Below are 18,664 nucleotides of genomic sequence, written 5' to 3'. Positions count from 1 at the left end.
CGCCCGGATTCAGTCGTGGGCCGCAACCGCGAATGATGCGCGCTGCATCACAGGGGTAAGGGCCAACAGCGATTTAGTGTAGGCCGCTTGCGGTCTTTCATAGACGTCTTCTGTCTTGCCAATTTCCTCGATCTTGCCATTGCGCAGAACAGCGGTGTCATCTGCCATTTGCCGGACCACCGTCAGATTATGGCTGATGAACAGAATAGTCAGTCCGAATTTCGCTTGCAAATCTTTCAGTAGGTTCAGGATTTCAGCCTGAATTGATACATCAAGCGCTGACGTCGGCTCATCACAGATCAAGAACCTTGGCCGTGCCAACAGCGCTCGGGCCACAGCAATTCGTTGCCTTTGCCCGCCAGAGAATTGATGCGGGTATTTGTCAATCGCATCAGGCTGCATGCCCACAAGTGCGAGCATGGATGCGGCGAGTTCTTTTCGCTGATCAGCATCTTTCACGAACCCATAAAACCAAAGCGGTTCTTCAAGGACTGCACCAATGCGATGCCGCGAGTTCAGGCTCGAGTATGGATCCTGAAACACCATTTGCACCAACTGCCGCGACGGGTGATGCCTGTCGCGCGCCTTGCCGCCCGGCAACACCTCATCGCCCAGAATCATGGTGCCGTCGCTGGGTTTCACCAGCCCTGTGATTGCTTTGGCAAGGGTTGATTTGCCAGACCCGCTTTCACCGACCAACCCCATGATGGACCCCGGGCGCACGGTCAGCGACACATCGTTGAGGGCGACATACGGCTCTGGTTTGCGAAACAGCGATGTTCGCGGCCCTGCAAACCGGACATACAAGTTTTGCAAGGTCAGGCCGGTAGGCGCGCCCTGCACGCCCGCCAGTAACCAGTCTTCAGCCTTCTGACCAAGTGACCGTTCAAAGTCGGCACCTTCCTCTTGCGGTACACGGAAGCGATCAATCCGGTAATCCAAGGGCGGAACCGCATCCATCAGCGCGCGGGTGTAAGGGTGACGTGGGGCGCCCAGCACTTGCGCTGTCTCACCTGTTTCCATGACGCGGCCCTTGCGCATCACTGTCACACGATCAGCGACCTGTGCGATGACACCGATATCATGCGTGATCAGCATAAAGGCGATTTTGCGATCCTTGGCCAGCCGCTGGATCAGCTTAAGGACTTGGGATTGCACCGCGACGTCCAGCGCTGTGGTCGGCTCATCCGCGATGATCAGTTCCGGGTCCGTGCAAATCGCCAAAGCGATAACCACGCGCTGCCGCATCCCGCCTGAAAACTGGTGTGGATAGGCTTTGATCCGTTCAGCCGCATTCTTGATCCCGATCTCTTCCAGCAGATCAACAGCGCGTTGGCGCGCAGCGGCGGTGCTGACGTCCGCATGCGCTTGAATGGTTTCGATCAGCTGATCTTCGATCGTCATCAAAGGGTTCAGGCTGGTTTGCGGATCTTGGAAGATCATCGAAATCCGGTCGCCGCGCACAGCATGCGCCTGCTCTGGCGTCAATGTGCGCAGGTCCGTATCGCCCAAGGTCAGTGACCCATGCGCGATATACCCCGGCGATTGCAGCAGGCCGATGACGGCAGCCCCGACGGTGGATTTCCCCGCCCCGCTTTCGCCAACCAGCCCGTGAATCTCGCCCGGTTTGATCACCATATCCACATCTTCAATCGCCGTGAAATCGCCAAAGCGTGACGGGAACTTTACCGCAAGGTCCGTGATCGTCAGCATCTAGCGCAGCCTCGGGTTAAAGACGTCGCGCAGGAAGTCGCCAAGGATGTTGATCGACACCACGAGGGCGACGAGCAACAGGGTCGGTATCCACAAAATCCACCATTCACCCGATAGCAGAAACTGCATCCCAATACGGATCAACGTGCCAAGGCTGGGACTGTCCGCAGGCAGGCCGATGCCAAGGAACGACAGTGTCGCCTCTAACAAAATGGCCGAGGCCAGATCGACCGTCATGATCACCAATAGCGGCCCCAAGATATTCGGCAGAATATGCACAAACATGATCCGCGATGGGCGCTGCCCCATCATGATCGCCGCCTGCACGTATTCCTTATTCATCTGCACAAAGGTCGAGGCGCGGGCCGTCCGCGCAAAATTCACCCAGAGCGACAGCGCAATCGCAAGGGTCAGCACCGCGACGCGCAAATCCTGCTGCACGGCGGCAGGCAGAATACCCCGCGCGATCCCGTCAATCAGCAAGGCGGTCAGGATGGCAGGCAACGCCAGTTGCACATCCGCGATCCGCATGACGATGGCGTCGAACCGGCCACCATAATAGCCCGCAGCAAGGCCCAGCCCGACACCCAAAACTGCTGCAATGGTCAGCGCCGACAACCCGATGACCAGCGACAACCGCGCACCGTAAAGGATGGACGAAATCATATCGCGGCCCTGATCATCCGTCCCCAGCAAATATCTAGGGTTCGCGCCTTCTTCCCAAACCGGAGGCAGAAGACCGTCGAACAGGCTGAATGAGGCGAGATCGTATGGGTTCACCAAGGCCAGCCATGGTGCGAAAACCGCACCTAATATGATCAGCGTCGCGACAATTGCCGCGACAATTGCGGCGGGTGAATGAACGAACAGCCACAGGCCCTCATACCTTTTGATAAAGGCGATCATTGCACGTCCCTCACCCTTAGGCGCGGATCAATCGCCACATAGAGCAAGTCGACAATCAGGTTTACCAGCACGAAGAAAAACGCGATGACGACCAGATAAACCCCCATTACAGGTATATCGACAAAGCGGATGGATTCTAGAAACAGCAACCCCATGCCGGGCCATTGAAAGACGCTTTCGGTTACGATGGAAAAGGCGATGACACCACCAAATTGCAGCCCGATGATCGTAATCACAGGCACCATCGTATTGGCCAGCGCGTGTTTGTAATGCAGCTTTTGCATCGGCACGCCGCGCGCCATTGCAAAGCGGATGTAATCGGTGCGCATGACCTCCATCATCTCGGCCCGGACAAGGCGCATGGTCAAGGTCAGTTGATAGACACCCAAGGTGATGGCAGGCAGTAACAAAGCGCGCCAGCCTTCAACGGTAAATAGCGAGCTTTCCCAGCCGCCGATTTGAACGGTGCCCCCGCGCCCAAAAGTAGGCAACCACCCCAGTTGCACCCCAAAGATAAAAATCAGCATGATTCCAATCACGAATGTCGGGATAGATACCCCCACGAGGGTCGTCATCAAGATCGTCTGGGTCGCAATACCGCGCGGTCGCAAGGCAGTGTATACCCCCGCAGGAATGCCCACAAAAAGCGAAATCAGAAGCGCGACGATACCGAGTTCAAGCGTCGCGGGAATGCGGTCTGCGATCATCTCGGCCACCGGTTGGCGGGTGCGATAGGAAAAGCCGAAATCCCCTTGCAACATGTCGCCGGTGAACCGGCCAAATTGCAGGATGAACGGATCATTCAGCCCCAATTCATCGCGCAGCCGTTCCTGATCGGCGACCGAGGTTTCCACCCCGGTCATCTGCGTGATCGGATCACCGACAAAGCGGAATAGCGAAAAGGCCAAAAAGGCGACGGCCAGCATCACGAAAACGGACTGCACAAGCCGCTTGAGAATGAAATAGACCATCGCCTTTTTGCTTATTTTTGGGTGATCAGTTCACAGTCACCCAACGCAGCATAAAGAAGTTGTCAGCACGTTGCGTCAGATTAATATTGTCCTTCGCAGCCCAGATCAGCGGCTGGGTATAAAGCGGGATATAGGCGACCTCTTCCTGCGTGATCGCGACGACCTCATCAATCATGGCCTGACGGGCAGCGGGGTTAATCTCTTGCTGGATCTGCGGCAGCAACTCATCAACGCGCGCGTTGGAATAGTTGCCAAAGTTCCAGGAACCCAGCTTCTTTTCATCGTCTTGGCTATGCATCAGAAAGCGGATCGGGTGTTCCATATCAAACGTGCCAGGGGACCAGCCCAGAAGATACATATCAAAGTCATCTTCGCGCAGCTGTGGCCAGTAATCGCGCACTGGACCGGTGGAGAGTTCGGCGTTCAAACCAACAGCGGCAAACATGGATGCAGCGGCACGGCAAAGCGCCTCATCATTGATATAACGGTCATTCGTGCACTTCAGACCGAACGAGAAACCATCAGGATAGCCTGCTTCGGCCAACAGTTCGCGCGCGCGTTCTTGGTTAAACGCGGGGCGGTCCTGATTGGCCTCTGAGAAACCGGAAATACCGGCAGGCACCAATTGGCTGGCCGGCTCAATTTTACCCCGGAACAGCACCCGGTCGATGGACGCGATATCAATCGCATGGGCGGCAGCCAAACGGACACGGGGGTCGGTGAAGGGGTTTGCGTCGGTCACGTCGGACGAGTAAAGCAGCGTGTCATGCTCGTGGCCAAAGCCAAACATGATCACGCGGGTTTCTTCGCCCTCCAGCACCTTAAAGCCCTCACGGCCTTCGACTTGTTCCACATCCTGCAAAGGGATCGGCTGGATAAAGTCGATCTCACCCGACAAAAGAGCAGCGAGGCCCGTGGCAGAATTCCCGATCGGCGTGAACACCGTCTCGGTCACATTGTGTTGCACCTCATCCCACCAGTTATCGTTTGGCACCAATGTGGTGCGCACACCGGGATCACGGCTTGCCACGGTGAAAGGACCCGTGCCGTTCACATTCATTGTGGCAAAATTCTCTGCATCGCGGGCGGGCAAGGCCGCGTCATTGCTTTCGGCCCAATCCTTATCAAGGATCATAAAGTTTGCGATGGAATCCGGGAACAACGGGTTCGGCGCTGTGGTCACAAAATCAATCGTGAAATCATCGACAACACGCACCTCTGACACAGGCGCGAACCAAGACCGCACATCTGCGGCCTCATCTGACGCGCGTTGGTAGGAAAACATCACATCCTCTGCGGTAAAGGCCGCGCCATCCTGAAAGGTCACGCCTTCGCGCAGGTTAAAGCGCCAGCCATTTTCGCCCTCCAGCGGTTCCCAAGACGTCGCCAAAGAAGGCTCAATCGACATATCCTGCCCACGGCGGACCAGACCTTCGTAAATGTTATTCAAAAAGGACAGTACCGGGGCAGAGTTCACGGCATGCGGGTCCATGGTTTGCGGATCAGTGGTTGAGGCCCAGCGCAGGGTTTCAGCAGACGCCCCTATGGCGCAAAGACTGAGTACGCCGCCCAATAAGGCCGCTTGGCGCAGATTTCGTTGTGTCATGATGTGTCCCTCCGAGGCGTTGTGCCTGATCAAGTACGGGGTCAAATTGTCGCAAGGTCAAGTGGTTTCGAGCGTCCCAAGCCACCAGGCAATGCAATTTTTAGTGAAGAAGTGATCGCGATTTCACCATGCTTAAAGATTAAAGTCATGACTGGTCATCCGGCAAATCTAGCCCGACATTCTGGGCATAGACCTTGGCCACAGCGGCATCATCTTCGCCACCCAGCCCCATCTCAACCGCACGCTGATACTGTGCCAGCGCTGTTTCTGTGATCGGGGCATGAAAACCCGACGCTTTTGCGGTTTCCAGCACGATGCCAAGGTCCTTTGGCCAGATATTGACCTGACTCTGGGGCGTATAGTCGCCCGCCACAATATGCGGCGCGCGATTTTCCAGCATCCAAGAGTTGCCCGCGCATTTTGTAATTACCTCAATAAATGTGGCAGGTGTGATGCCTTGCGTCATGCCAAAGGTCAGCGCCTCGGCCATTGCGGCAATATGAACACCAGCCAAAAGTTGATTGACCGCCTTCATGGCAGAGCCCGCACCAGCCGCATCGCTAAGGCGAAACACAGTCTCGGCCGTCGCATCCAGAACCGGTGAAAGCGCTGTGAATGCAGCAGCGCTGCCTGACGCCATGATGCTTAATTGACCCTTTGCCGCCTTGACCGCCCCCCCGGAAATCGGCGCATCAAGATAGTGCACGCCGTAAGCATTGCATTTGCGTTCCATGTCCTTTGCAAACTCTGGCGGAACAGTGGCGCAAGCCATGACAACGGCATTTTCGCGCAATTGGGGCACGACGCCCTCTGCTCCGAACAGGACGCTTTCTACCTGTGCGGCGTTCAGTACAACAACGACAATAGCGTCAAGGGCGGGTGCAACATCTGCAATGCGGCCATGCTTTCCGCCTTCTGACACAAAACGCGTAACAGGGTCTGGCATCACGTCGAAACCATGGACATTCAGCCCTGCACGCAAGCAAGATTGCGCCATGCCATAGCCCATAGAACCAAGGCCAAAGATGCCCGCGTTCATACTCATGACAGGTTCCTTTCAAGATGTGGTGCGGATCACGTCAGACGCATCCACCTAGCACAATTTACCAGTCCAAGTCATAAATGTATCCGGCCATAGCTTGGCTCAGACCGCGTTGAAAGACCGCCTGCAAAGCCAAGATATTACCACAGCCGCGATGGCCTTTCGCAACATAATTGCTGTTCTCAGGCGAAATCGACGTGGTTCCAGAATGGCATCTCGCGAATACGTTGACCGGTGGCCGCGAATATCGCGTTACCTAGCGCGGGTGCTACTGGTGGTACGGGTGGTTCGCCGATGCCACGCACCTGTGTTCCGTTCTCTAATCCGCGCACGAATATTTCTGGGCATTGATGCATCCGCATCGCCTCATGCGCGTGATAGTTGGACTGTTCGACTTTTCCGTCAGACACAGTCAGTTCGCAATTCATCGCATGACCAAGGCCAAACACAACGCCCCCTTGGACGTTATTTTCAAAGTTGATCGGGTCAATGATTGTGCCCACATCACAGGCCACCCAGACTTTATCGATCTTGATACCCCTGTCGGTATTGGTGACCTGAACGACCTCTGCTGTCGGCACACCGAAGCTTTCAATAAAGGCGACGCCCTTGGCCTGATTTTCGCCTAATGGGCCGCCCCAGTCAGACATTTCTGCCACGGCTTCAAGCACTTTGCGCGATACGTCATGCCCCATCAGCCTGATGCGTTCTTCTATCGGGTCGGCACCAGCGGCATGGATCAATTCATCCAGAAACGTATCAAAGATAAAGCCAGCACCCGGTGCCCCGACCGCCCGCCAGCTTGATACCGGCATCAGTTCGGGCGCGCGGTATGTACGCACCCTGTAGTGCGGGACATCATACGGGTTATTCCAGGCACCGGCAGCCAAGGTCGGATCTGCCATAGGCAGCGATATGCCCTGCCGCCCCAGTTGTGACGTCAAAACCGACGTGCCTGCAATTTCAAGGTCAATCGCAACCACCTTGCCATCATCAACCTTGCCACGCGCGCGCCCGATCGCCGGGTGGCGTGGGAAATCCTGCGCAAAATCTTCTTCCCGGCTGTAGGTCAATTTGACCGGTGTGCCACGCATCTGGTTTGCGATTTCGGTTGCCTGCTTGATGAATTCAGACTCTAGCCGGTGACCAAAACTGCCACCTATAAACTGATTGTGGAACGTAATCTGGCTGGCATCATGGCCCGTAATTTTACCAACTTCGATCAAAACCTGCGACGGTGATTGATGGCCGGCCCAAATTTCGACGCTGTCATCCTTGACCAAAACAATCGCGTTCAACGGCTCTAACGGGGCATGCGCGACGTAGGGCGAACGATAGGTAGCTTCAACAATATCACCATCGGCCAAAGTTGATGCGGCATCACCATCATCGCGCCATGTGCTATCCAAACGCGCATCGGTAAAGCTGTCTTCAAGGGTTTGCCAGTGATCCGCTTGCTCTGCCGGATAGGGGGCTGGACCCCATTCGAACTTGATCGCATTTATGGCCTGAATGGCGCGCCACGTGTTGTCAGCAACAACGGCCACGCCATTGGTAACCTCAAGGACATCGCTGACCCCGCGCATCGTCATAGCCTCGGTCGCGTCATATCCATCAAGCGTACCGCCCCGCCGTGGGGATGTGCAGACGGTCGCATGCACCATGCCATCTAGTGCAAGATCAATTCCGAACTGCTGTGTTCCGGTCGACTTGGCGACGATATCAAGGCGCTGCATTGGTTTGCCAATCAAACGCCACGCGCTGGGCGGGCGAAGCGTGATATCGGTCACAGGTTCAACAGTCGCGGCAGCCGCCGCAAGGGACGTGTAAGGCAATTGCCTGCCGTCCGGCAAAATGACCGCGCCGTTTGCGGTGCTCAAATTCTCAACCGGTACGCCCTCTTGCTGACTGGCTGCGAGTTTCAACGTTTCGCGCGCCACCGCCCCCGCTTCGCGAAGTTTGTCAAAGCTATCGGGCATGCTGGTTGACCCACCGGTCGTTTGCATGCCCAGCAATTTGATCGCACCACCGGCAACGTCACGCATCGTATTGGCAATCCAGCGTTCGTCGGTCGGTGCAAACGGAACAGTTTCATGGCTAAGGCCGCGGTTCCAATAGGCACCAGACGGGCGTCCGAAACTTGTCTCGAACTGACCGAATTCGATATCCAGCTCTTCGGCGATCAGGGCTGCTTGGGACGACATGACACCCTGACCCTTGTCGGCATGTGGGGTGATCAAAGTTACTTTTTCGCTGTCGACAAGAACCCACGGATTAAAAGTGGCAGCCCCCGCTGCAAGATCGTCTTCCAAGGGATTATCAGGGGTACGTCGGACAGCGTAGACGCCAAATGCGACGCCACCGGCAATAGCAGCAGAGCCGATCAGAAAACTGCGACGGGCGATTGTTTTGATGCGACCCATTGATCAAACCTCCTTGAGGTTGGCGGCGGCCGTTTTGACAGCGGCACGAACGCGCGGGTACGTCCCGCAACGGCACAGGTTACCGCTCATCACGGTGTCAATATCGTCGTCGGTCGGATCGGGGTTGGTTTCAAGCAGTGCAGCCGCTTGCATGATCTGGCCGGATTGGCAGTAACCGCATTGCGCAACCTGGTGGTCGACCCAAGCCTGCTGAACTGCATGCATTGCATCAGGGGTGCCCAGCCCCTCGACCGTGGTGATATCGGCACCGTCCAGCGTGCTTGCCGGGATCTGGCAAGACCGCACAGCAAACCCGTCTAAATGCACCGTGCAAGCGCCGCATTGCGCGATGCCACACCCGTATTTGGTGCCTGTATAGCCCAGTTCATCGCGCAAAATCCAAAGCAGGGGCATGTCATCTTCGACTGTAACCTCATGCTGCTGGCCATTCACTGTGATCTTCATCTGTGCGCTCTCCGGTTTCCAGTCACATGGGGGATTGAAGTCAATTTGACATCTTTTACACATACGTACAGATTGTAAAATTGACTTGAGGTGCGCGCGATGTCAACCAGCATCATGGAGAAAAAAGTCTTAAATATTGTGCAAGCGGCACGCGTGATGTTCGGTCGCCATGGTTTCACCAAAACAACCATGTCTGACATAGCCAACCAGGCGGGCGTGACACGACAGACAGTCTACAACGCCTTTGGTAGCAAGGACGATATTCTGCGCGTCGTGATCCGCGAGATTGGCAAACAAACCTTAGAGCAACTCAAGACGGAGTGGGCCGAGCACGGCACCATCGAGCAAAAACTGGCGGCTTTTCAGCGGATTGGGCCGCTGAGCTGGTTTACAGAGGTACGCAACGCGCCGGACTGGGCCGATATTCTTGAAGGTCTGAACATGAGCGCAGCTTCTGAATTGGCGGAGATCGAGAAAGAATGGATCGCCTTGCTAAACGGGATGTTGAATAAAGAATTGCAGACCGACGCAGGCGGCCCCGCTGCGGTGCAGGATGTTTCGGAATTCTTCTATACGGCAAGTAAAAACGCCAAATACGGCGTCGATGACCCGGAAGATATGAAAAAGCGCCTTGCGACAATTCTGGAAGCGACAATGGCGCTTCTTAAATCGCGCGGTTATCAGCAGGCTTAGACGCATTGTGGGACGACAAGGTTACTTGTTCCAAATGCGTTCATGAAACGCGCACCGTATCACCAAATAAGTGACAGAGACGAAAAAAGGCGCCGAGGATAACGCGGCGCCTTTCTAAAATTACGTGATGATTAGCGCAGCACTGAGCGGCTGTTTGGCAAACGCAGCCATACTTCAACGCGGCGGTTACGCTCGCGGCCTACCTCATCTTCGTTGCACGACAAGGGCAGCAATTCGCCATAGCTGATCGGACGCAGACGTTGTGCATTTTCACGCGACAGCGTGTCGGCCAGAACGTTACGGACGGCATCAGCGCGGTTCTGCGCAAGGGCGGTGTTGCGAGCCCGCTCACCCACTGAATCTGCAAAACCAACCAGCAGCACTTCCAGTCCATCGAATTCGCCAGCTTCCATACGTGCGGCCAGTTCTTCGATGTTACGGATAGATTCGACATCCAGCACGCTGGAACCTGTGTTAAAGCGGAAAGATGTGCTCAGACGGTCAGCGCTGCGCAGTTGCTGCATCATGTCAGAGTATTGCGCACCATCAAAGTCAGGCTCGACCGCGGCAGTGTGCACCAGCATCATACCCATGTCTTCCAGGCGCATCCGCTCAAGCTCGCGGTCAACAAAGTTGCTTTCCTTGATGTAGGATTGTGCGTCGCTGGTCAGTGTCCAGTCCAGAAATGCCTGTGCCTCTGGGTGGATAATGCCCGGTGCGGTGTAGGCATAAAGACGGCGAGACAATGCGTAACCTTCGATCTTCATGCGGAAATCAGTTGGCGGGGACAACAGCCCGCATGTTTCGCGAATAGCAAGCAGGTTGACATCATTGGTGCGTGCCAGCCAACGGCCAACAAAGCCGATACCGCCGCGATCAGCCATCACAGCGTCAACCATGTCCTGGTATGCGCTCCAGCGTACCACTTCTGCCGTTTCATCACGGCCATTCGGGCGCACCAGCGCATCCATCATGACAGCACGGTCGCCAGAACCTTCGCCAAAGGAATTCACGGTGATCGGAACATTACCGCCACCAAGTTCTAGCCAGTTTGTAATCTCACCCGACCAAATTCTGGCGATCTCAAGCGATGTCAGGTTGCGGACCGGATTGTCTGGGTGGGCGATCATGACGATACCATCGACGCCCAAAACTGTTTCATCCGCTGTGTCACGCAGATCAGGGATACCGGCAATGGCCAGTTTTTCGACGTCGCTGTCTTTCATGCGGCGGTCAGCGACACCAATCGCGGCAAAACCTTCTGCAAGCGCGGGAAAGGCACTGCCGGACCCACGCGTTTGCAAATCAATTTCTGCCCGCAATGTGCCATCGGCATTTGTCAGCCGGACAATTCGTTCGGCGGCTTCATCCGTTGCGATGATTTCATAGGTCGCATTCACGGACTGCGCATAGCCGCGCAGCAAATTGGGGATCAGTGTCGTGCCAACAGTACGCGATCCGTAAATTCCAAACTCTGGGCCGTATTCTTGACGTTCTGGGCACAAAATACCTGTACAGGTCACGCCACCCGCCTTGATGCGCAGCGTGCCAAGGCCCTCTGTCTGTACGATGTAGGTATTGTTTTCAAAGCTCAGAAGCTGGCCTGCGATCGACATGCTGCCGTCGTTTGCTTCAAGTTGGATCGGCGCACTTTGTTGCGCTGTCAGTGGGGTCGTTGCGAGCGCTAGAATGCCTAGCGCTGTGCCGATTGCCATAGGCAAACGACTATTCTTGGTTTTCGTAATGTTCATCATAAACTCTTCCGTTACTGGCTACAGGTCTTCACTGTACTAATAACACTTCGAAAAGTGGTGAAAAAATGACGATCATTCTCATTTCGCGCAAAAACCGGGCATTTCGCGCAATTATTACGCAAATTCAGCCCAATAAAGCAGGTTCTTGGTGGCTTTCGCCCTATTCGCCCCGCGCTTCCTTTGCCGTGCCATAAACTGGTAAATCAGCTGTCGTTTTGCCATGTGCTGCCATCAGTGTGTCCCGCACAAAAGCAATATGTGCTGTTTCTTCAATAATCTCAGCCAGATATTGCGCCGCCGTGAGCGTTTTGCCGACCCCGATGGTGCCATGGTTGGCCAGCACTGCTGCCCGCACCGAAGTATCGTGAAACACCGGGCTGATTTCGACCTCGGTTTGCGGCCCGCCGTTGTCAGACAGCGGGATCAACGGCATCCGCCCGATCTTTTCGATGGTCTGCACGGTCAGGCAAGGTATCTCGATCCCGGCACTGGCAAAGCCTGTGGCCCATGGGCTGTGGCAATGCACGATGGCGTTGATGTCGGGCCGGATACGGTAAAGGTCGAGGTGGAAATCCATATCCTTGGACGGCTTGAACGCGGATGGTTCAATCGTACCATCCAGATGCACGACTTGCAGGTTATCACGGCTGCATTCGGCAAAACCAACGCCCGACGGTTTGATCACAATCCCGGGCCCCGATGACAACCGCACCGACAGGTTGCCACCCGCGTTCGTTTGCAACCCCCCTTGAAAACAGCGGTTCGCGGACCAAATCAGCGCGTCTTTCTTGGCTTCGATATCGGAAGGGTCGAACATGGGGATTAGTCCTTTGTGATTTCACGTAAAGCATCAACAGCCGCATGGGCTGTGGCAGGATCGTTGATGTGACCGGGCAAGCTGGTCACGTCGATATGGTTGGCAAGCGTGTCACGAAAGACCTCGCGCAGCTTTGGGTTTTCGATGGCGCCACCGGGTTTGTCTTCGGATGAAAAGCCACCCATGGGGATCAAGACGCGCACCGGTGCCGTCGCCTGTAACAGTGCTTGTCCCAAGATATTGGCGCATGTTTCCATTTCATCCGGTGCGCATTCTACATGCGTAAACAAGGGCGAATGGCTATAGTGCGGGCGGGCGCGATAGGTTTCCGGCATGAGGTCTGATTGCCCCATGCCGATGAAATTCACACCCCCCGGCAAGACGACCCGCGGCACATTGCCCATCGCGGTAAAACGGCCCGGCATATCAGCATTTACACCGGCGATATAGCAACGGGTCAGTTCATGCGGGGTATAGTCGATGACCGACTTAAAGGCTTCGTTCTGCGACCAGCGGGTAAAGGCAGCACCCCCGAAACCGTTGGCATGAAATACGGTCACCTCATCGCCTTCGGCACGCAATCTGTTACAGAGCACGTCTGTTCCCGGCCCTGTCACACCCAATGCCGTAACCCCAACAGATGGCGATAATGACACAGGCCCCGTCGGCAAAGTCGCGTGATATAGCCCGCCGGTAATAGCCGCCGCCTGATCAAGCGCCGCCCGCGTTGTTGCGTTCAACCCGCAGAGGTCTGCAATCGTTGGGACCAACACGATAGAACTGTCAGCAATCACATAACGCGGATCAAAGGGCAGGGTTGTCACCAGTACCTTCGGCATCGCCAATGGCAGTGACCGCAACACATTCACCGCAATCTGCCCGCCCGTACCCCCGCCAATGGCAACAACCATGCGCCGTCCGGCTTGGGGGGCGCTGTTAATCTCGGCTATGGCACGCTCTGTCGCGGCCTTCATGCCGGCGACCTTGGCGGCAGGCGACCAGTGCTGCCCGCCAGCATTCAGCGAGATGTCACATTGTTCGACGGGCACACCCAGCGCCATCAGCCCAAGGATCAGATAATCTGCTTCCTCCTGCTTGGTGTCATAGGTCGCAAGAAGAAGGACTGACATTACCCTTTCACGGCCCCTGCGGTCATGCCTGTGATGATCTGGCGGCTGGCAAAGAAAGTGAAAATGATCGGGGGGACAGCCAGCAACATGCCCGTTGCCATGATCACACCCCAGTCGATGTCGAATTCAGTTAGGCTGTTCACGATGGTCACAGGCACTGTCCGGCTGTTGCGATCTGACAAAGCGTTCGCCAGCAGGAATTCATTCCACGCCACCCGGAAGGTAAAGATAGACGCCGCTGCGATCCCTGGTTTGATCAAGGGTAGCACGACCAGAAAGAAAACCTGGAAGGGGCCGGCGCCATCCATGCGCGCGGCCTCTTCCAGCTGGATTGGCACTTGCACAATGAAACTCTGTAAAATCCAGATCACGAAAGGCAGGTTCAGCGCCACATAAACCAAAATGATCCCGCCGCGTGTCCCATCCAGACCGAACTGAAAGGTCCAGATGCCAAAGACGGGGACCAGCAAAACCGCAGGTGGGACCATACGCATCATCAACGTCCAGATGGACACCACATCGCGACCCATGAACCGGAAACGTACCAGCGCATAGGCGGCCATGGTGCCAATAATCAGCGTAATCGCGGTTGAGACCAGACCGATGATCAGTGAATTCGTCAGCGCCCGACCAAACGTTGGATCGCAGCGGCGCAGATGCTCCGGCTCGTACCACAGGAAATCACACAAGGCGGTTTCGTAGTTCCGCAAGGTCGGCATGAAAATCAGGCTGGAGGTGTCGGACATGATATCGACATTCAGCTTCAGCGACGTGACCAGCATCAGATAGATCGGACCAATCGCCATGATCACCAGCATGACAATCAGGACATAAAAGGCCGGGTTCTGGCGGTCATAGGTTTTCTGGCTCATGCCTCTTCCTCCACCGCGCGCATGCGCTGGGCGCGCAATTCCTGCGCTTTGTTATAGATGAACATCGCGAAGGTCAGGATCAGCAAGACGATCAATAGCAGGTTCGACATAGCCGCCGCTTCGCCCAATTCGCGGAACTCGGATGCGGTGCGGTTGATGCGGATGGATAGGATTTCGGTCGATAGGCCGGGTCCACCGTTGGTCATGACCAAGATAACCTCGAGCACTTTGAAGCTGTCGATCAGACGCAATAATAAGGTGACGATCAGTACCGGCAACATCAGCGGTAGCTTAATATAGATGATCTGCTGCCAACCCGAGGCACCGTCAATCCTGCTTGCCTCAATCGCGGATGCGGGCAGTGATTGCAGGGCGGCCAGTGACAAAATGAAAATAAACGGGGTCCATTGCCAGATGTCGGCGATCACGATGGACGCAAAGGCCCAATCGCCATCCGCCAACCACGGGATCGGGTCAAACCCCCAATCCGTCAGCGTGCGGTTAAAGATACCCACGGTGGGGTGGTACATATAGCGCCACATCAGACCCACAACGATAGGGGCGATCATCATTGGCAGGATAAAGAGGGTGCGCAGCACAGACATACCGCGAATGTTACGATCCAGCAGCAGGGCAAGGCCGACGCCGAGGAACATTTCGATGGTCACCACGACTATGGAAAACTTGATAGTGACCCACATGCTTTCGCGGAAAGCGGCATCGCTGAAAAGCTTGGTATAATTGCGCAGACCGATAAAATCTGCCTCGCCAATGCGCTGGCTGGGGTTCCAGTCCAGAAAGCTGGCGTAGATCATATAGCAGATCGGATAGAACAGCGCGACGGCCAGCACTGCACCGGCGGGTGCCAGAAACAGATAAGGCGTCAGACGGTTGGCGCGAGCGATACTCATGATCCGGGGCTTTCTGATACGGCGCGGGCGAAAATAGCAGGCCGATGCAACATGCACCGGCCTGCCATCGGGGAGGAATTACTGCCAGGTGTAGTAACCGGCCTCTTCCATCGTGGCGCGGGCACGTTCGGCCACACCATCAAGCGCTTCTTGCGGGTCCAGACCTTCGGTCAGAACCTGGCTCATGGTTGTGCCGATATCCGCGTTGATCGTACCCCATGTCGGGATGATCGGACGCCAATCCGGGTCAGCGTATTTCAGTGCTTCACCGAATGTTGCGGAATATGGATATTTCTCATTCAGCTCAGCGTTTTCATAGGTCGAGAACCGCGATGGGTTGCCGCCGGCCAATGCAATCGCAAGATCCTGTTCTTTGCTGGTCAGCCATTGCATCAGCAAAAACGCAGCTTCCTTGTTCTGGGCGTTCGACGGGATGCCAATACCAAAACCACCGGTTTGTGACCCACGGCGCACGCCTTCGGGGTGCAGCGCATAGCCCACGTTGCCGACCACAGTAGACCGGCTTGGATCTTCGAACCCGGCTGCAAAGGCAATCGAGTCCATGAACATCGCAGCCTGACCCTGCTGGAATGCGGCGGCAGCTTCGGCTGGACCGAATGTTGTGCCACCTTCAGGGCCACAATCCACGATAGTCTTTAGCGCATTTGCAGCGGCAACACCTTCGGGGCTGTTGATGATCGGGTTCCATTCCGCGTCAAACACACGACCGCCAAGGGGGGCAAGGTGCAACAGGAATGCGTGGCTGGCCTGGTGGCCGGATGCGGCGCGCGATGCCATACCGCCCATGCCCGGCTCAACCTCGGGGATCAGGCAGGCCACTTCGAGCAGATCATCATATGTTTCCGGCACATCGATGCCGTGCTTTTCAAAGATATCCTTGCGGTAGGCCAGAACGGATGTTTCGGACCCGAAAGGAATACCAAACAGCGATCCAGTTGGACCCGGCAGATACCCTTTTTCGCCACCCGCAATACCGATGTTGGCAACGTAACCGTCAATCAGATCGCCAGCATCATAGTTTGGGTCGGCCAAACGTGGGTTCATGAAGTACTTGGCCAGATTTTCCAGCTGATCGGCAAAGACATAATCCGCTTTGGAAAACACAACATAGGAAATCAGGTCATAATCACCTTCGTCCTTTGTCAGCTCAAGCGTCTGGCGTTCGCGCATCCGAAGATACTGCAATTGGTCAACTTCGACCTCAATTCCTGTCTGCTCTGTAAACTCAGGCAGCACTTCCAGCACCGCATTATAGTGCGGGTGCGCAGGGAAGTTCACGACAAGCGTCGTGCCTTCGTAGGGGGCATAGACGTCAGCCGTGTGGCCATCGGCATATGCCGTCGTATAGGTCAGGGACACAGCAATCGCCGCAGACCAGACATTTGTTTTCGTTACTTTCATATCATCCTCCCAGATGGTTTTTTGCGGGCCTTACAGGGCCGCTTCGGTTTTGGGATCAAAGAGATGGACTTCATCCCCTTGCACCGTGAATTCACGTTCTTCACCGGCCCGAATGGGCGCGACGGTATTAATTTCAATCGACACACGCTGACCGCCCAGTTCAGAGATCAGCACAGATTGCGCGCCAATATATTCCGACAGGATTACGGGCATTTTCAGCCCACCGGGCCCTTCGGCAAAGCTGGATGGACGAATGCCCAGATGGATGTTCCGATCACGGTGGGCTTGCAGGGCACCTTTGCGCGCATCAGGCAGCGGGATGGAAAACCCATCACCTTTGGCGCTTAACGTTCCGGCCTCATCGACCAGTTCAGCGTTCAGGAAATTCATCGTTGGCGACCCGATAAAGCCCGCCACGAATTTGTTTGCCGGGCTGCGATACAGCTCTTCAGGGGTGCCGGCCTGCATGATTTCGCCAAACTTCATCACCACGATCTTGTCGCCCAGCGTCATCGCTTCGACCTGATCATGGGTCACGTAGATCATGTTCTTTTTGATCCGCTGCGACATCAGGGCCAGTTCGGCACGCATCTGCCCGCGCAGTTTGGCATCCAGATTGGAGAGCGGTTCATCGAACAGGAATGTGCCCGCATCACGCACCAGTGCACGGCCCATCGCCACGCGCTGTCGTTGACCACCCGACAATTCCGCAGGTTTACGGTTCAGGTAAGCGGTCAGATCAAGCGTTTCGGCCACTTCACCCACGCGCTTGTCAATGTCAGCTTTGTTCATGCGTGCCAGACGCAAGGCGAATGACATGTTCTTGGCGACGTTCATATGCGGGTAAAGCGCGTAATCCTGAAACACCATCGCAAGATCGCGTTCCTTGGGTTCCATCTGCGATACATCACGATCGCCGATCACAATCTCACCGCCGGTTACACCTTCCAGCCCTGCAATCATGCGCAGGGTCGTTGACTTGCCGCAGCCTGACGGGCCGACAAGCACGGTGAATTCACCGTCCGCCATTTCAAGGTTCAGGTCCTCGATCACCGTCAACGCGCCATAGTCTTTGCGCAGATGTTGTAGTCTTATCTCTGGCATTAACGGACCTCTCCCCTCGATGCACAAAGGGAACATGAGTTTGTATACAAAATCAACACAAAATATCCAATGTATTCGGTTTTAGTAGTTTTTGGATGTGGATCATGATAGTGCAACGTTCAGACGCAAGACGATGAAGGGCCTGTCATGGAGCGAAACGGCACATCTTCCCGCGAATCGACGGGGCAACGTATTGAAAGTGCATTGCGCGACGACATCGCCGCTGGACAGCTAGAGCCAGGCGAACGACTGGACGAGACAAAACTGGCCGAAAGATTTGCTGTATCCCGCACCCCAGTACGCGAAGCGCTAAGCCGACTTACCGCCCAGGGCGTGCTGGTGGCAGGCGAAAAACGCGGCGTGCGCGTGGCGCAATATTCCCGCGAAGAACTGGCGCAAATGTTTGAAGCAATGCAGGAAATCGAAAGTATTTGCGCACGTTTGGCCAATCAACGCCTTACTTTATTGGCGCGCGCCGAAATAGAAGCCGCACAAGAAAGCTGCAAGGCCGCGGCCGCGGCCAATGACCGCCTTGCCTACATTCATGCGAATGAAGCTCTGCACATGTCGATTTACCGGGCAACAGACAACCCGTACATCCGCGACCTTGCTTCGGACTTTCGACGCAAAACAGGGCCTTTCCGGGCGAAAAAACTGGAAACCAAGGCTGATCTTGATGCGTCGGTGCTTAGCCACGAAGAGCTGTTGGCCAAGATTTTTTCTGGTGACTCGCAGGTTGCCGTTGATGGTATGCGTAAACACATGACTGAAAGCTTTATGCGCGTTTTGGCAGTAAATAACTAAGCTGTCGGATTGAGTTTCAGATAATTAGCAC

16 protein-coding genes are annotated in these 18,664 nt (G+C 55.6%); 2 read left to right on the top strand and 14 right to left on the bottom strand.

Translation table 11 applies throughout. The features are described 5' to 3' along the window. Positions 1-9 precede the first annotated feature (9 nt). The 7 genes from RCCS2_RS05560 to RCCS2_RS05530 all read right to left on the bottom strand — a co-directional run bounded on the left by RCCS2_RS05560 (position 10) and on the right by RCCS2_RS05530 (position 9,126). Positions 10-1,713, bottom strand: a complete 1,704-nt coding sequence (locus tag RCCS2_RS05560) for a dipeptide ABC transporter ATP-binding protein (protein ID WP_008232129.1) — start codon at positions 1,711-1,713, stop codon at positions 10-12. Then, positions 1,714-2,619, bottom strand: a complete 906-nt coding sequence (locus RCCS2_RS05555) for an ABC transporter permease (RefSeq protein WP_008232127.1) — start codon at positions 2,617-2,619, stop codon at positions 1,714-1,716. Next, positions 2,616-3,590 (bottom strand): ABC transporter permease, encoded by a 975-nt coding sequence (locus tag RCCS2_RS05550; protein ID WP_008232125.1) that lies wholly within the window; start codon positions 3,588-3,590, stop codon positions 2,616-2,618. Before RCCS2_RS05550 ends, RCCS2_RS05555 begins: the two co-directional genes overlap by 4 nt. Before the next feature lie 25 nt (positions 3,591-3,615). Continuing rightward, a complete protein-coding gene (locus tag RCCS2_RS05545; RefSeq protein ID WP_008232124.1) occupies positions 3,616-5,196 on the bottom strand; it encodes an ABC transporter substrate-binding protein in 1,581 nt (526 codons plus the stop codon). Positions 5,197-5,341: 145 nt separating this feature from the next. Continuing rightward, the gene (gene ltnD, locus RCCS2_RS05540; RefSeq protein ID WP_008232122.1) at positions 5,342-6,235 is read right to left on the bottom strand and encodes an L-threonate dehydrogenase; all 894 of its coding nucleotides are present in this window, start codon (positions 6,233-6,235) and stop codon (positions 5,342-5,344) included. Between the two features lie 185 nt (positions 6,236-6,420). Continuing rightward, positions 6,421-8,661 (bottom strand): xanthine dehydrogenase family protein molybdopterin-binding subunit, encoded by a 2,241-nt coding sequence (locus RCCS2_RS05535; protein ID WP_008232121.1) that lies wholly within the window; start codon positions 8,659-8,661, stop codon positions 6,421-6,423. A 3-nt stretch (positions 8,662-8,664) separates the two neighbouring features. Then, a complete protein-coding gene (locus RCCS2_RS05530) occupies positions 8,665-9,126 on the bottom strand; it encodes a (2Fe-2S)-binding protein (protein WP_008232120.1) in 462 nt (153 codons plus the stop codon). A 99-nt stretch (positions 9,127-9,225) separates the two neighbouring features. Here RCCS2_RS05530 and RCCS2_RS17860 point away from each other — a divergent pair, with 99 nt between their 5' ends. Next, positions 9,226-9,819: a TetR/AcrR family transcriptional regulator gene (locus tag RCCS2_RS17860; RefSeq protein ID WP_008232119.1), complete on the top strand. Its 594-nt coding sequence runs from the start codon at positions 9,226-9,228 to the stop codon at positions 9,817-9,819. Between the two features lie 131 nt (positions 9,820-9,950). Here the strand turns inward: RCCS2_RS17860 and RCCS2_RS05520 are convergent, their stop codons facing one another. The 7 genes from RCCS2_RS05520 to RCCS2_RS05490 all read right to left on the bottom strand — a co-directional run bounded on the left by RCCS2_RS05520 (position 9,951) and on the right by RCCS2_RS05490 (position 17,829). Next, complete coding sequence (locus tag RCCS2_RS05520; RefSeq protein ID WP_083791149.1) at positions 9,951-11,573, bottom strand: phosphate ABC transporter substrate-binding/OmpA family protein; 1,623 nt, start codon at positions 11,571-11,573, stop codon at positions 9,951-9,953. 160 nt (positions 11,574-11,733) lie between these two features. Next, the gene (locus tag RCCS2_RS05515) at positions 11,734-12,390 is read right to left on the bottom strand and encodes a class II aldolase/adducin family protein (protein ID WP_008232117.1); all 657 of its coding nucleotides are present in this window, start codon (positions 12,388-12,390) and stop codon (positions 11,734-11,736) included. Positions 12,391-12,395: 5 nt separating this feature from the next. After that, positions 12,396-13,520 carry a Tm-1-like ATP-binding domain-containing protein gene (locus tag RCCS2_RS05510; RefSeq protein WP_008232115.1) on the bottom strand — a complete coding sequence of 375 codons (1,125 nt, stop codon included), beginning with the start codon at positions 13,518-13,520 and terminating at the stop codon, positions 12,396-12,398. Then, positions 13,520-14,392 carry a carbohydrate ABC transporter permease gene (locus tag RCCS2_RS05505; RefSeq protein ID WP_008232114.1) on the bottom strand — a complete coding sequence of 291 codons (873 nt, stop codon included), beginning with the start codon at positions 14,390-14,392 and terminating at the stop codon, positions 13,520-13,522. Before RCCS2_RS05505 ends, RCCS2_RS05510 begins: the two co-directional genes overlap by 1 nt. Then, a complete protein-coding gene (locus RCCS2_RS05500; protein ID WP_008232113.1) occupies positions 14,389-15,303 on the bottom strand; it encodes a carbohydrate ABC transporter permease in 915 nt (304 codons plus the stop codon). The genes RCCS2_RS05505 and RCCS2_RS05500 overlap by 4 nt, the downstream gene beginning before the upstream one ends. A 78-nt stretch (positions 15,304-15,381) precedes the next feature. Then, on the bottom strand, positions 15,382-16,725 hold the full coding sequence (locus RCCS2_RS05495) for an extracellular solute-binding protein (protein WP_008232112.1): 1,344 nt from the start codon (positions 16,723-16,725) through the stop codon (positions 15,382-15,384). Positions 16,726-16,755: 30 nt separating this feature from the next. Then, the gene (locus RCCS2_RS05490) at positions 16,756-17,829 is read right to left on the bottom strand and encodes an ABC transporter ATP-binding protein (RefSeq protein ID WP_008232111.1); all 1,074 of its coding nucleotides are present in this window, start codon (positions 17,827-17,829) and stop codon (positions 16,756-16,758) included. Positions 17,830-17,976: 147 nt separating this feature from the next. Between RCCS2_RS05490 and RCCS2_RS05485 the strand changes: the two genes are divergently transcribed. Next, a complete protein-coding gene (locus tag RCCS2_RS05485) occupies positions 17,977-18,633 on the top strand; it encodes a GntR family transcriptional regulator (RefSeq protein ID WP_008232110.1) in 657 nt (218 codons plus the stop codon). Positions 18,634-18,664: the final 31 nt, after the last annotated feature.

It is taken from the genome of Roseobacter sp. CCS2, from assembly GCF_000169435.1.
In the GTDB taxonomy this organism is placed as follows: Bacteria; Pseudomonadota; Alphaproteobacteria; order Rhodobacterales; family Rhodobacteraceae; genus Yoonia.
The sequence above is the reverse complement of the archived record's forward strand: the minus strand, read 5'-3'. Positions and strand labels throughout refer to the sequence as shown.